We start from the raw sequence: 13,873 nt of genomic DNA on the forward strand, positions 1-13,873 counted from the left end.
TAATAATTCCTTTTTATTATAACCAAAAGTCCTTATATTCGACTAGCAAGTTGCGCATTCTGTAAGAAATTAGACAATATATTTTAATATATTTTCAAATTACCTAATAAAAAAGAACTATAACATTTACAAACCCCGTCATAGTTCTCTTTATTTTAAAAACATAAAGTAATTGATTAATTTGTCTAGTTCTTGACTCAATGCCAATACTTTTTCATGTTGAATTCCATAATCCGATACTAAATATAAAAGTTCTTCTTTTTTTATTTCAATTACTTTTTCCAATTTCGCTAGTTCCATGTCGTTTTACATCTCTCCAAAAATAAAATGTATGTATTTCAGTATAGCCTACTTACATAATTAGTAAAAGTAAAATACACATGTAAAATCTTACATATTTGAAAAAATAATATACTACTAACAAAAAAAGAAACTAGATTAAACATCCTTTTACAGATCATTAACGTTCATTAAGAATGAATAACATAACGGAATTTTTCTAATGTGATATCTTTATAATTTGGAGCTCTCTGTATATGATTAAAATAACTATATGAGAATTTAAATACATGACCAAAATCCCAATCGAATTCACTATAGTCTTTTATCCAAAATATATTTTCAGTTGGTAAAATATTTGCACGTTTAGATTGAATTAAAGGTAATCGATCTATAGGTGAGTGTAAAGTTATTTCCGTATTCAGCTTGAGCTTTTGGCTAGCTCTTAGTACGTATACTAGTTTTAACAGCGGACGTATCCCTCGTTGAAATATATCTATATGTCCTAAATCGTACATTATATTAATTGCGTGGGAGTATGTAAGCAAATGCCCAATTAAATCATGATGTGATTCCGCTCGATAAATACTATTAAATTTCGATAACTCATTTAAAATGAACTGAGATACTTGTGTTGGATTACTCAATTCACTTTGTATCTCCTCTTCAAAACTTAATTGTTTTACTTCTTTCGTCGTATAACCAATCCACGATCTACCTGGAATTGTTTTTCGAAATGATAAAATAAGAGTAGTAATCCCTTCAATTGCTTGATTATCACCCCATTTTTGTAGCTCTTTCATAGCTAATAAACTTAATGACGCATAAATGACGTTATGCCCCACCCAATGAAGCTCATCAATCGTTTGTTCTAAAGATTTTATAATCATATTTTCCGCAATTTTAAAATCTATTTCTTTTTTATCATCAATCATCTCACCAATTTTTTTCTTGTTCAGCATCATCCTTGTTTGCGAATACATATTACGAGCTGTTTCTTCATCAATATTATTATCTTTCATAAAAAAATAACTAGCAATTGCAGCTGCTCCAAAATGCGCATGCCAAATATCATTTGTTTCTTTTTTACATTGAGAAATAATTGAAAGGCCGCCTTTTAAAATACTTTTGTTTTCCATTTTCTTTCTCCTCTAGTTAAAATCACTATATTTTCATCCTAAAGATGGTGTCAGTACAAATAAAATGTGATTCGATTCATCACTTTTATTCAAAAATCGATGCTTCACATTTGGTGGAATACGTACAACATCGCCTTCTTCTAAAAAATATTCTTTTCCCTCCAATTCTACGTACACTTCCCCTTTCATAATAACAGCAATCTCTTCCTTATCTTCATGGGAATAATGACTTTCTGTTGTGTTTGCTTGTTTATTTAAATCCATCATTAACATTTCAATACGTGCTTTCATAAAATCAGGTGTTAATACATCATATACAATATGATCATTGTTTTCCCGATATACTTTTTTTCGATCTTTTTTCTTAGAAATGAGCGAATCTGTATCGATATCATTAATAAAAAGTGTAAATAGCGGTACATTTAATGCTTTTGCAATTAACTCCAAAACATTTAAAGAAGGATTAGCATGTCCTCTTTCAATTTGGCTAATTAGTGATGTACTAATCCCTGCATAATCAGCGAATTCACGAATTGTCATATTATTTTTCTTACGATAACTTAATACTGTTTGTCCAAGCCTATCATGTATCATAGTAAAACTTCCTTTCGTCCATCATAATGCATATTTCATTGTCTTTGTGCTGACATACTAAACAAAGGCAAATAATCCTTTCCTATTATCTCCGGGACTTATATACTTACTTTTGTACATTATATCGCATTAAGTTTATTATAATAAACATTCTATCGGAGGGACAAACTTTGAAATCACCTATTCTTTCATATTTCATCTTATTTTTTGGTGTATTCGCCTTATCAACTTCAGCAATTTTTGTAAAATTGGCAGATGCTCCTGCGACAATCATTGCTTTTTACCGATTATTCTTTGCCACACTGATCCTGTTACCGTTATTACTATTTAATAAAAATAGTCGAAATGAGCTAAAAACTTTAACGAAAAAACAATGGACATTCGGATTCACATCTGGGCTATTTTTAGCTGCACATTATGTACTATGGTTTGAATCATTACAATATACTTCTGTAGCAAGCTCTACAGTTATCGTAACGTTACAACCTTTGTTCTCAATGATTGGTGGTTATTTTTTATTTAAGGAGAGATTTACGAAAGGAGCGGTTATTGGTTGCCTCATCGCTATTTCAGGTAGTATCATCATTGGCTGGCAAGATTTCAAAATTAGTGGAGAAGCTTTATATGGAGATATTTTAGCATTTATCGCTGCCGGTATCATTACTGCTTATTTTTTCATTAGCCAACACGTTCGTAAAGATTTGTCACTTATACCATATTCGGTAATTAGTTATGGAAGTAGTGCTGGCTTTCTTAGCATATTTGCTTTCATGCAACAAGAATCTTTCATCCATTACTCTACACAAACTTGGTTGTGCTTTATTGGATTAGCTTTCATTGCTACAATTTTAGGACAAACCATTTTTAATTGGTTATTAAAATGGATGAGTGCTACTGTAATTTCAATGAGTATTTTAGGTGAAACAATTGGCACTTGTATGCTAGCGTACTTTATATTACATGAGACTATTTCTTTACAACAAGGACTAGGAATTACTGTTATTTTTATTGGTTTAGTATTATTTTTATTACAGCCAAATTCTAATGAAAAAGCATGACAGTATACTGTCATGCTTTTAACTATTAATTATGTACAATTAAACCATTCGGTCTAAAACGACTCATCATAATTTCATTAATAAACTTTCCGTGAGCTTTCAAATTCCCTATCTTTACTCCCTCTTCTACAAATCCAAATTTTTCATATAAAGCTTTTGCTTTTGGATTCGTTTCTAACACACCTAGTTCTACTCTCTCTAACATTAACCAATTATCAGCCAGATCAAGCATCTTCATAAGAAGTGCTTTCCCAATTCCTTTATTATGATATTCACTGTCTACCCCAATGAATAAATCGCCTGAATGAGATCTTCGGCCCGGACTTTGTGTTAAACCTACAAATCCAACAACTTCTCCATCATATTCTGCAACAAATTCAAATTGATTTGGTGCTAAATTTCGAATTCTATTTTCCATAGCTTCTACACGCATGCTAGGTAAGAAAACCATATACGGTAAAACGTCATCCTGTATACATATACGATGAATTGCTCTAGCATCTTGTATTTCTACTGCTCTAACGTTGATCCCCATCTTTCTCTCCTCCGTATAAATAACAATATATTTGTTTGTGTGTATTCTAGAAACGTGTATGAATGACCTTCTCACTCGTATTTCTTTATGTCATTTTTACATAATTATTTTGATATAATACTTAATTTCCAAAAAGATTAACAACTATATACTTTTCGCCTCGTTATATAAATCAAGAAAATTTTCAATTGGAATACCATTTAGTTTCATGCCGACTATATTACAATTTTCTATTTCAATATTTTTCAGATTACTATTACTTATAGTGCTGCCTTCCAAATCACATTTATCGAATACAATAGGTTCCTTCTCATCTCCGAGACTTGTATTTTTAAATTGCACTCCACCTAAAGTCACCAAATTAAATTTACTGCCAGAAAGATTTAAATCTGCATATGATGACCATCTAAAATTTATATTTCTAAACTTTGATTGACTTACATTACAATTACTCATATTCATATTCATTATATTGCTACCAACAAATGAACTGTTTTTTAAATTCACTTGATAATACTCTGTATTTGCTAAATTACAGTTTTCGTATTGACTATTTTTCATATCTTTATTTGTAACTACACTCTCTTTGTTTGAGCTTGTTTTTATTCTTTTCACGTAACAATACTCATCTTCCGATTCAAAAATCATTTGGTAGCCCATCTTTTTATAAAAGTGATGATTATTAATTTGTCTACTAGATGTTTCGAGATCCCAAATCTTTATGTTTGGATATTCCTTTTCTATTAATTTCATAACATGTGATCCAATTCCTTTTCCTTGATAAACAGGATCTACAAAAATACGATCAATTCGACCGTACGACTTACCAGAAATCGTAACTATTATCCCTCCAATTATTTCTTTATCCATTACAACTTTGAAAGAATCCAATTCTTCAATGGAATATTCCATCATTTCAACTGAAGAATACCCTGGCGGTTGAATGTTATAATCAATGACATCATCTTGGCCGTATAGCCATTGTTTTGCTTCTGCATCAAATGTTCTTTTCATTATTTCTGTTAATTTCTCAGCATCTAAAATTGTAGCTTTTTCTATAGATATTCTCGTCATTTTCGTTTTCCCCTTCATTATTACAAACCAACCATTTTTGTGAATGCCATAATTATCAATTCACTTTTGTTTTTAATGCTTTTCCCATTATTACATATGGAACATCATTTGTACTTGGATGAAATGGCTCCAATATATTTATCCAATCTAATCTTTCATATAACGAACGTGCTTTTTCATTGTTTATTTGTGTTGTTAAAACACTTGTTCTATTTGGAATCCCTTCTAGTAATTCATTATGTAATTTCGTTCCAAGACCTTCATTTTGATATTGTGGGTGGACTGCTAACTCTACAAATTCAAAACAATCTTGTAACCATTCGTCTACTTGCTCTAGATGTAACGCTTCTCTCATTAATTGATTATAGTACTGTCCCTCCATTGAGCGATAACCATAAGTAAAACCAACTACTTCATTTTCATCATTTATTGCTACTATACCTTTAAAACCTGTATATTCTATATGCCTATTCATTCGCTCGATTATTTCATTGAAATTTATTTTCTCAAATACTTTACAATACAATTTTGCCATATCCCCAATTAAGATTTCATCTTTTTCAATGCTTACGAATTTCACTTTATCCCCCCCTGTTAAACATTTACATACTTAAAATTTTAAAAACAAAGAAAATTAATACTAATCACTCTCTTTACTATTAAACTACAAATCACCCTATATTTTCCACAATTACTTAGTATTAATGAATAAAAGAAGAGACCATGTAATATCAACATGGTCTCTTCTTTTATTCATTTTCAATTTTATTCCGCTATTTGCCGGGCAGTAAGACCCCCATCTCAAAATTCAGCGAAAGCAAAGAAGTTAGGTGGGGGTCGGGCTAATAATCAGCGGGGGCTGACACCCCACTGATTAAAGTTTCACTTTATATAATTAAAAATTAGATATTACTTAAGCCAATCGTTGCAAGTGTTACTTAACTGCTGTAAATCTTCTATAAATTGACTCGCATCATATCCATCACAAACCGAATGATGTATTTGTAATGAAACTGGTAGCATAACCTTGTTTCCTTCGTTAAAATATTTCCCACAAGTTATAATTGGCAATAGAAAATTTTCATCATTATTAATATTAAGATTAAATCCAGTAAAACTAATCCAAGGTATGCTAGAAATCGGAAATACATTAGGCGGAATATTTTCTTTCGTGAAAAGACCATGAACATTAGCATAGCATCTCATATCGTCTTCATAATTATTATAGAAAGTGCAGAAATCACTTGAATAATCCGTCCATATACTTGAAAAGGACTTATCATCTTTATGAAAGATTGTATAACTCGGTATCATTTCCTCCCAATAGCCTAAAACTCCTTCATCGTTAAAACATGTTCGAAATTTTTTATGATTATTTACTACTCTAGAAATTAAATATATAAAAACGGGATAAAATTTTATTCCCTTTTGATATACTTCCCCTAATAACATCGTGATATCAACATTTACAGTCATACTAAATGTACATTTCAACTTTAAATAATGCTCAAAATACTGCTCTCTATTCCAATCTTCTCTATCAATTACATGAAACTTCATTCTAATAGCCTCCTAAAATTTTCTTTTTATTTTAGAAGGCTAATTCACTTGCTTTCACCATAATTGTTCACTCCTAACAGTTTACATTTGACCCTAATTATTTATTTAATTATATAACATATGTAAGAATCAATTCACATATTTCTGGAAATCCATCACATACTATAGATAAATCAAATGAAATTTGGAGGATACATACATGAATGACAAAAGTATAAATAAAAAAGAAAATGTTACTGAAAACACTACATCTATTCAAAATAATAATACTGCAAACCTTACTATCGAAGAACAAGCAATGAACGGCTTATACGGAATGCCCGAAACAACAATTGAAGATGCTGATCACGCTGCAGCTGATGATTTAACTTCAAAAAATTAATTAACTACATTGAAAAAAGCCAAGGAAAATATCCTTGGCTTTTTTAACTATGCATCCACCTTTTGTATTTCTTCACTCTTTCTTGAAAGTTTACCTGGCCAAAAAGCAAATCGGCCTAACACAACTGTAATTGCGGGTACAAGTAACGGTCTTACGATAAACGTATCTAGTAATACGCCAATTGCAGTTACAATACCAAATTGAACTAATACTTGAATTGGAAGTGTACCTAACACTGCAAAAGTTCCTGCTAAAATTAAACCTGCCGATGTAATAACACTACCTGTTTGTATTACACCATTTTTTACTGCATCCAAGTGATTTTGTGTCTTTCTGTTTTTCCATATTTCTGAAACCATAAAGATATTATAATCTTCACCTAAAGCAACTAAAAATACGAATGCGTACAACGGTATCGCACCTTGAATGGCCGGCGCTCCCATACCGTAATGAAGCAATATCCATCCTGCTCCTAACGCTGAGAAGAATGATAAAACGACAGTTACAATTAAATAAATCATCGCAACAACCGATCGTAAGTAGACAAGTAATAGTAAAGCGATAATGCTAATCATTACTGGAATAATTACTGATTCATCACGTTCAGTAATTTGCTTTGTATCATATAATGAAGCTGTTTCTCCACCAATCCACAATTGCTCTTCAGCATTACTAACCCCAGCATCTTTTAATACTTTTTCTACATTACTTTTCAATTTAGGAATTTGATCTAACGCTTCAATTGAGTATGGATTTTCCGCTAAAGAAACTTCATACATTTGTATTTGCTTATTTTCTTTTCCCTCTTTTGGCTCTTTCACTGTATTTATGAAAGAAAATTTCTCTAGTTCTTGTTTAATAGGAAGCTCTTTTCCTTTCGTATCAACAACCACTTTTACTGGTGCTAGTTCACCAGCCGAGAAATGATCACTAATTAACGTAAACCCTTCGCGAGAAGGCATATCCTTTGGAAACGATTCTAATAAGTCATATGTGTATTGAATACGTGGTACGAACGAAGCCAATCCACCTAATACAAACACAGTTAGCATAATTATTGTCCACGGTCTTCGTACTACTACATCTCCAAGTTTTTTACTAAAGGAGCCTTTTGATTTTTCAACTTTTACAGCCCTCTTTTTCTTTCTTGCAAACTCCTCATTCATTGAAGTTGTTCTCGGTATAAACGGGAAAAATGCAATCCTACCGAAAATTAATAATAGTGCTGGTAAAATCGTTAAAGCCGCGATTCCCATTATAAATACAGCAACACTAAATGGTACTGCAAATCGATGAAAGGCACCATAATGAGCAAGTAATAATGTCCCTAATCCAAGTACAACAGTCAACGCACTCATTATTATTGCACCGCCGGAAGCTTTAATCGCAAGTTGTAATGCTTTATATTTACTTTCTTCTTCTAACAAGTACTCTCTATATCTCGAAATTAAAAATAGACAATAGTCCGTTCCAGCACCAAACAATAATACTGTCATAATTGATATTGCTTGGGCATCTACTTTAATCCATCCATGATCAGCTAAAAAACCGAGTGTAGGACTAATGATACCATATGCAAAGCCAACAACAAGTATAGGTAAAATTGCTAAAATTGGCGAACGGTAAAGCAAAATTAATAGGACCAAGACTAATAATACAGTAGCCACTAACAATTTCACATCTGCTTGACTAAATAAACTAACTGCATCCGTTTGAATACCTACAGGCCCAGATAATCGAACATGTAAACCAGATTCACTTATTTTTTGTTTAAATGGATCTTCATCCACCTTACTATTCACTATTTTTCTAAAATATTCCAGATTTCCTTTTAATATATCCGTACCAGCAGATTTATTAAAGAATACCGGTGTAACAAATGATGTACCATCTTTTGATGCACTTTTTGATAATACTTGCTCTGGAATTGTATCAAATGGCGGTAACGTTGATTGTTCTTTTAAAGGACTAGCTTTTAACTCTTTATAAACGTCTTGTATGAGTTTATAATCCTGTGACTGTAATCCACCATCTCTATACCATACTACTAACAACGGATTCCCTGCATTATTCGGAAACTCTGTTTTCATAAGCGCTTCCGCTTGCTGTGACATAGCTGTTTCAGGTAAATTTTTTGGATTCGGTTCTTTCGTACTATTTACTTGTGGTAACGTAAATGAAAGTAATAATGTAATAAGAACCCACACCGATAAAGTGATCCATTGCGTATTTTTTCCTGCTACAAGCCTCCCTAACATATGTAACGGGTGCTTTTTCATAAAAACCCACCTTCCTTTTTTCCTTCATTATTAATTATATATACTGGTAGGTTAATTAATCAAGAATGATTGAAAATTATGTTATAATTATCTCAAGAATAAATGTCAGGAGCGAATGGATTTGGAACAAAAACAACGTCCTCTCGGAAGGCCACGTCAAAATAAAAATACAAAATCTACAAAAGAAACCATTTTAGAAGTGGCAACTCGCTTATTTCTTACACAAAATTATCAAGTCGTTTCTATGGATGAAGTCGCAAAAGTTTGTGGTGTTACGAAAGCAACCGTCTACTATTACTATTCAACAAAAGCCGATTTATTTACCGCTACTATGACCCAAATGATGATACGTATACGAGAGAATATGTCTCAAATACTCTCTACAAACAAAACTTTAGAAGAAAGATTATTAGACTTCGCCAAAGTTTACTTACACGCAACGATGGATATTGATATGAAAAATTTTATGAAAGATGCTAAACTGTCGTTATCTGAAGAACAATTGAAGAAATTAAAAAATGCTGAAAATAATATGTATGAAGTGCTAGAAAAAGCACTCGATACTGCGATGCACATGGGAGAAATTCCGAAAGGAAACGCTAAATTTGTGGCTCATGCTTTCGTATCTTTATTATCAATTGGGAATTTTAAAGATGAAAATCACAATCCTATTCTGGCAAATATAGATGAATTAGCACAAGAAATCGTTTCTTTTTATTGGAATGGGTTAGGTCATTCATATTAAACTGATTTACTTTAATAAAAGAGCATGTTTAATTTTTTCAAACATGCTCTTTTATAATTTATTTATATACTAATAATCAGATTATACTTCAACGTCACTTAACAAAAAACTCCATTTTAACTTTACAAATTTTGAAGTTGAACATTTATATTCTCCTTACTTAATCCCCCATGGTAACAAACTACAGATTCAATATGTAAATTTAAATACTTCTTCAAAGACTGCTTTGCTTCCTTAATATTTATAGTTGTTGGGGCGTGAATTCCTCCTAACATCCCATTCACACTATACATAGAGTCTCCTGCAATAAGAATTTTGCTTTGTTTCAAATATAAACTAATATGACCCGGAGTATGCCCTGGAGTATGAAGAATTAGTATTCCACCGCAATACGGAAGTTCTTGCCCGTCAATCACAGTATCACTCACTTTTCCTTTTGGGCGGTTCTCTACATTTCCGTCCTTCAATAAAGGTAAATCCCCCTCGATATATGGCTTATCTAGTTCGTGCGCATAAACTTTAATATTACTTCGACAGCGCTGCAACAACTCCGGAAGACTACCTATATGATCAATATCCTGATGCGTCAAAATCACGACTTTTAACTTATCAAATGATACCCCAACCTTTTCCATCTCTACTTGTATATCTTCAATTTGTCCTGGGAAACCCGTATCTATTAATACTGCCATTTCATCATCCCATAAAAGAATTGGATGAATAACAAATTCTTGAAATTCAAGTTGTAACATTTCTATCCCTTTAGCGATCTCCATACAGCCATTCTCCTTTATATTAAAGTTTAAAAATATGTACGAGTAAACTGAAAATATAAAGTGAAACTTTAATCAGTGGGGGTTTTACTGCCCGGCAAATAGCGTGATAAAGCTCCTCTATCTTATAATATGTTTTGTCATACCAATAGAGAATGCCTCAAACCCTATAGATTCATAGTAAGATTGCAATTTTTCTACACACATAAGTTGTGGAATAACCTTGTTTTGTTCACAGTGCTGGATTAATCGTTCCACTATTTCTTTTCCGATGCCACTAGACTGATATTTTGGCAATACACCAACTCCACAAATAATGCCTGTTATGACTCCATCTGATATGACACGCCCCATCCCTACTAACCTCTTATCATCAAAAACATAAATTGCATACCAACTTTGCTTACACATTCGTTCTAACTCGTTAACAGTTAATTTAAGAGAATTCCATTCTAAAGATTCGTATAAGGATAATAATCCATTAAAATCTGTAGGATGTTCACTTGTGTAGCGTATACTATTTTCCATGTAAATACTCCCTATTCTCTGGCTTGTTTATATTTCATAAAATTCCCATTACACAAATGTGATCGATGTAAAAATAACTAGAACAAACTTCAATAAGAAAGATAGAATTCCTTCTCAATATAAAATAAAAAGAAGTTATCTCACTTAAGATAACTTCTTTTATATAAGACTCTCATTATATTATCAACCAAAAAATATACAACTGCATACGATTAGCACAAACAAAACTAATAACCCATTTGAGAAATAACCCATTGAATACTACCCCTTTATTAAATTATGTAAAAGATTTTATCATAAAATGATTTACAACTTAATAACTGAAAAAGACATTGTATTCATTAGTTACGTATATTTAGTAATATTTTAATTTCCAGTCATATTCTCCTTATCTAAAAACACTTCTCATAATCCTATACTTAAATTCTTATAATCTCAAAACAATAAATAAAGAAGACCTCGACATATCGATGTTTTCCTTTCAACTATGCTAATTGCTAACTCACGTTTTTTTATTAAATAGATACAAATCTTTCACAAACAGGGCATATAAGAAAAGCATTCCCTACTGCATAAATATATAATCTGAACATTAACACATTTCCTTTATATTCTTTAAATCTCATCTTCAGTTATTTTAATAGCTTTCTTATTCAAAAATAGATTTTTAAAAATTCCTACTCCCACAATTAATAAACCTATACCAACTAATTTATTTACTTGTAATGGAATACTCTCCATTCCAAATAATCCAAATGTATCAATGCATAACGCAACGACCAATTGAGTAATAAGACTAATTAGCACCGTATATGCTGGACCTAGACTCTTTATTGCACCCATTATACAAATAATTAACCCGATACCAAACAGTCCACTTACATAAAACAAATAATTTGCAGTATACACTTTAATGTTAATACTGTTTTCTGTAATGATATAAAATAGAATAGAACTAATGAGACCTATTCCAAGGACACATGTAGTCGTTAACCACTGTCCTACATTTTCATTTACTTTTGCATTAAAAACAGATTGTACGCTAATTAATATTCCTGCTAATATAGCTAAACTAAATCCAATCAAAATCTTCCTCTCCCTTTCATTGCTCATATATATTATCTTTAGCGACTTCCTTCATTCTAGAAAAATCTTTAATTACAATAACTCCATTACTCTTTTCAATTAGCTTTTCATTATAAAATCTTTGTAATACCCGAATTACGTGCCTATAACTTACCCCTATAAAATCTGCAATACTCGTTACTGAAGTTGCATCCAAATCCCCTTTATACATATTCCCGTTACTATCTGTTGAAATTGAAAGCAAATAACTAGCTACACGTACTTCTACAGGATAAAGTAAATTAAGAGCAGTAAAACGAGTCGATATTTTTAACGTGTTCGCAATGTTTTCAAGCAAGAACTTTATAAATATAGGATCATGTAATAACTTGTTTCTAATAACCGTATTAGAAATAGAGATTGCTACAACATCTGAACAAGCCTCAACGACATTATGTGCTTTGCTATTTTGAATTAGTTCAATATCACCAACAATGGCCAATGGATTGATAAAGCGAAGAATTAGTTTCTTCCCTTCAGGTCTAATCGTATAAACTTTTACTTTACCTTTAACAACAAAATATAAACGATCCATTTCGTCATCTATATTGCAAATGAGCTCGCCTTTTTCAAAGTGATTTAATTGAAAATAAGCTGTATCTATTTCTGAAAAAACCTCGAGCGTTTTATTGGCTTTCAAATAATGCGTAATTAAACCTGATCTATCCTCCATATTCATTTCTCCTTTCATTTACATATTAAATACAACAATACCTATAATCATTATTATTGTTCCCACAATATGATATCTCTCCATCTGTATCTTTTTCATTTGAAATAATCCTTTCATCTCAATAAAAGTTGCTGTTAATAATTGAGCAACCATAAGTGTTCCCGCTGTTACTGTAACTCCCATTGCATGTATCGCTACTGTTTCTGCACAAATGATTAACCCACCAAGTGCACCAGCTACTAAATATATTTTTTTCACACTCTTTAAATCCGTTATTTTCTCTTCTTTCTTTAACAAAAATACAGTTGTTGCAATAATGAATCCAATTAAATGGGTTATAATACTCGTCGACCATATACCGATATGTGAACTAAGTTTCGCATTAAAGGTTCCTTGAAGTGTTATAAATATCCCCGCAAAAATAGCAAATATAATACCTTTCAAAAAATCATCTCCTCCTCCTTTATTTCTGACTTAATTAAAAACCATCATCCTATAATGGCAAAAGGACAAATGTCACATCACTATGAAAATAACTTGGAATGAACAAAAAAACACACCTCAAAAATGCGAGATGTGTTTTTTATTATTTATATATAATGTTTTATAAATGAAAATTACGCTACATTAAAAGATTTCTTTTTCATAACAAACTTTGCAAATAAGAAACGTACAAGCGGTCCCATAATAATTAATTGTAATGGATATGCCATTATGAAATTTTTAATAAAAATCGTAAAATAAATGGAAACAAATGAATCTCCTTGTAGTCCATCATGTAAATACATCATAGCCATACCGAAAAATGACATAAAGAACACCATTCCAATTACCATAGTTGTCGCCATTGCAACGATAATATTTATTTTTTTAGATTTATCAAATGGCAATATGAATACAATTTTTTTCGCACAAGGTCCAACGATACATATTTCAATTAATAGTGCAATAATAAAGCCAATTAATAGTTCTAATGCAATCTCTTTAATATAAATTGGTCCTCCTGTTTCATTCATTAGTAAATTGTAAAACGTCATTACGATAACCATCCCAAGGCACATCATCATGCCAAATTGGAGGTTTTCCTTTCTTGTTGTTGGCAAATTTCATCATCCTTTCTCTTTGAGTC

The 13,873-nt window shown here is 31.4% G+C and carries 17 protein-coding genes; 3 read left to right on the plus strand and 14 right to left on the minus strand.

Features of this window, described 5'->3' with window-relative positions; all coding sequences use genetic code 11:
* Window positions 1–150 precede the first annotated feature (150 nt).
* The 3 genes from HMPREF2590_RS02405 to HMPREF2590_RS02415 all read right to left on the minus strand — a co-directional run bounded on the left by HMPREF2590_RS02405 (window position 151) and on the right by HMPREF2590_RS02415 (window position 2,012).
* A complete protein-coding gene (locus HMPREF2590_RS02405; RefSeq protein WP_000417698.1) occupies window positions 151–300 on the minus strand; it encodes an aspartyl-phosphate phosphatase Spo0E family protein in 150 nt (49 codons plus the stop codon).
* A 170-nt stretch (window positions 301–470) separates the two neighbouring features.
* Window positions 471–1,418 (minus strand): hypothetical protein, encoded by a 948-nt coding sequence (locus HMPREF2590_RS02410; protein WP_000428899.1) that lies wholly within the window; start codon window positions 1,416–1,418, stop codon window positions 471–473.
* Window positions 1,419–1,451: 33 nt separating this feature from the next.
* A complete protein-coding gene (locus tag HMPREF2590_RS02415) occupies window positions 1,452–2,012 on the minus strand; it encodes a helix-turn-helix domain-containing protein (protein WP_000581029.1) in 561 nt (186 codons plus the stop codon).
* 170 nt (window positions 2,013–2,182) lie between these two features.
* Between HMPREF2590_RS02415 and HMPREF2590_RS02420 the strand changes: the two genes are divergently transcribed.
* A complete protein-coding gene (locus HMPREF2590_RS02420; RefSeq protein ID WP_000841812.1) occupies window positions 2,183–3,070 on the plus strand; it encodes a DMT family transporter in 888 nt (295 codons plus the stop codon).
* A gap of 25 nt (window positions 3,071–3,095) precedes the next feature.
* On the opposite strand, the gene HMPREF2590_RS02425 is transcribed toward HMPREF2590_RS02420, so the two are convergent.
* The 4 genes from HMPREF2590_RS02425 to catA all read right to left on the minus strand — a co-directional run bounded on the left by HMPREF2590_RS02425 (window position 3,096) and on the right by catA (window position 6,239).
* Window positions 3,096–3,605, minus strand: coding sequence for a GNAT family N-acetyltransferase (locus tag HMPREF2590_RS02425; protein WP_000512616.1), 510 nt, complete (start codon window positions 3,603–3,605; stop codon window positions 3,096–3,098).
* Between the two features lie 144 nt (window positions 3,606–3,749).
* Entirely contained in the window at window positions 3,750–4,697 is a 948-nt protein-coding gene (locus HMPREF2590_RS02430) for a GNAT family N-acetyltransferase (RefSeq protein WP_139884070.1), read from the minus strand.
* 37 nt (window positions 4,698–4,734) lie between these two features.
* Entirely contained in the window at window positions 4,735–5,259 is a 525-nt protein-coding gene (locus tag HMPREF2590_RS02435; RefSeq protein ID WP_000673964.1) for a GNAT family N-acetyltransferase, read from the minus strand.
* A gap of 329 nt (window positions 5,260–5,588) precedes the next feature.
* Window positions 5,589–6,239, minus strand: a complete 651-nt coding sequence (gene catA / locus HMPREF2590_RS02440; RefSeq protein ID WP_000668536.1) for a type A chloramphenicol O-acetyltransferase — start codon at window positions 6,237–6,239, stop codon at window positions 5,589–5,591.
* A gap of 199 nt (window positions 6,240–6,438) precedes the next feature.
* Here catA and HMPREF2590_RS02445 point away from each other — a divergent pair, with 199 nt between their 5' ends.
* Window positions 6,439–6,621 (plus strand): DUF4021 domain-containing protein, encoded by a 183-nt coding sequence (locus HMPREF2590_RS02445; RefSeq protein ID WP_000998505.1) that lies wholly within the window; start codon window positions 6,439–6,441, stop codon window positions 6,619–6,621.
* A 47-nt stretch (window positions 6,622–6,668) separates the two neighbouring features.
* Here HMPREF2590_RS02445 and HMPREF2590_RS02450 read toward each other — a convergent pair whose 3' ends face one another.
* A complete protein-coding gene (locus HMPREF2590_RS02450; RefSeq protein WP_050821821.1) occupies window positions 6,669–8,900 on the minus strand; it encodes an MMPL family transporter in 2,232 nt (743 codons plus the stop codon).
* Window positions 8,901–9,021: 121 nt separating this feature from the next.
* Here HMPREF2590_RS02450 and HMPREF2590_RS02455 point away from each other — a divergent pair, with 121 nt between their 5' ends.
* On the plus strand, window positions 9,022–9,645 hold the full coding sequence (locus tag HMPREF2590_RS02455) for a TetR/AcrR family transcriptional regulator (protein WP_003311937.1): 624 nt from the start codon (window positions 9,022–9,024) through the stop codon (window positions 9,643–9,645).
* A 122-nt stretch (window positions 9,646–9,767) separates the two neighbouring features.
* Here the strand turns inward: HMPREF2590_RS02455 and HMPREF2590_RS02460 are convergent, their stop codons facing one another.
* The 6 genes from HMPREF2590_RS02460 to HMPREF2590_RS02485 form a co-directional block, all read right to left on the minus strand.
* A complete protein-coding gene (locus HMPREF2590_RS02460; protein ID WP_003311938.1) occupies window positions 9,768–10,421 on the minus strand; it encodes an MBL fold metallo-hydrolase in 654 nt (217 codons plus the stop codon).
* A 117-nt stretch (window positions 10,422–10,538) separates the two neighbouring features.
* Window positions 10,539–10,946 (minus strand): GNAT family N-acetyltransferase, encoded by a 408-nt coding sequence (locus HMPREF2590_RS02465; protein ID WP_000431733.1) that lies wholly within the window; start codon window positions 10,944–10,946, stop codon window positions 10,539–10,541.
* Window positions 10,947–11,561: 615 nt separating this feature from the next.
* A complete protein-coding gene (locus tag HMPREF2590_RS02470; RefSeq protein ID WP_000579022.1) occupies window positions 11,562–12,032 on the minus strand; it encodes a DMT family transporter in 471 nt (156 codons plus the stop codon).
* A gap of 16 nt (window positions 12,033–12,048) precedes the next feature.
* Window positions 12,049–12,744 (minus strand): Crp/Fnr family transcriptional regulator, encoded by a 696-nt coding sequence (locus HMPREF2590_RS02475; RefSeq protein ID WP_050821820.1) that lies wholly within the window; start codon window positions 12,742–12,744, stop codon window positions 12,049–12,051.
* A gap of 18 nt (window positions 12,745–12,762) precedes the next feature.
* Window positions 12,763–13,188, minus strand: a complete 426-nt coding sequence (locus HMPREF2590_RS02480; RefSeq protein ID WP_000676010.1) for a DMT family transporter — start codon at window positions 13,186–13,188, stop codon at window positions 12,763–12,765.
* 173 nt (window positions 13,189–13,361) lie between these two features.
* Window positions 13,362–13,847: a DUF2798 domain-containing protein gene (locus HMPREF2590_RS02485; protein WP_001987380.1), complete on the minus strand. Its 486-nt coding sequence runs from the start codon at window positions 13,845–13,847 to the stop codon at window positions 13,362–13,364.
* Window positions 13,848–13,873: the final 26 nt, after the last annotated feature.

The sequence above is a fragment of the Bacillus sp. HMSC036E02 genome (assembly GCF_001836235.1).
Lineage (GTDB): Bacteria > Bacillota > Bacilli > Bacillales > Bacillaceae_G > Bacillus_A > Bacillus_A cereus.

Coding starts and splice junctions, on each gene's coding strand:
- catA (WP_000668536.1), bottom strand. CDS start 6,239: ATGAAGTTTCATGTAATTGATAGAGAAGATTGGAATAGAGAGCAGTAT.
- HMPREF2590_RS02405 (WP_000417698.1), bottom strand. CDS start 300: ATGGAACTAGCGAAATTGGAAAAAGTAATTGAAATAAAAAAAGAAGAA.
- HMPREF2590_RS02430 (WP_139884070.1), bottom strand. CDS start 4,697: ATGAAGGGGAAAACGAAAATGACGAGAATATCTATAGAAAAAGCTACA.
- HMPREF2590_RS02415 (WP_000581029.1), bottom strand. CDS start 2,012: ATGATACATGATAGGCTTGGACAAACAGTATTAAGTTATCGTAAGAAA.
- HMPREF2590_RS02410 (WP_000428899.1), bottom strand. CDS start 1,418: ATGGAAAACAAAAGTATTTTAAAAGGCGGCCTTTCAATTATTTCTCAA.
- HMPREF2590_RS02425 (WP_000512616.1), bottom strand. CDS start 3,605: ATGGGGATCAACGTTAGAGCAGTAGAAATACAAGATGCTAGAGCAATT.
- HMPREF2590_RS02475 (WP_050821820.1), bottom strand. CDS start 12,744: ATGGAGGATAGATCAGGTTTAATTACGCATTATTTGAAAGCCAATAAA.
- HMPREF2590_RS02460 (WP_003311938.1), bottom strand. CDS start 10,421: ATGGAGATCGCTAAAGGGATAGAAATGTTACAACTTGAATTTCAAGAA.
- HMPREF2590_RS02445 (WP_000998505.1), top strand. CDS start 6,439: ATGAATGACAAAAGTATAAATAAAAAAGAAAATGTTACTGAAAACACT.
- HMPREF2590_RS02465 (WP_000431733.1), bottom strand. CDS start 10,946: ATGGAAAATAGTATACGCTACACAAGTGAACATCCTACAGATTTTAAT.
- HMPREF2590_RS02450 (WP_050821821.1), bottom strand. CDS start 8,900: ATGAAAAAGCACCCGTTACATATGTTAGGGAGGCTTGTAGCAGGAAAA.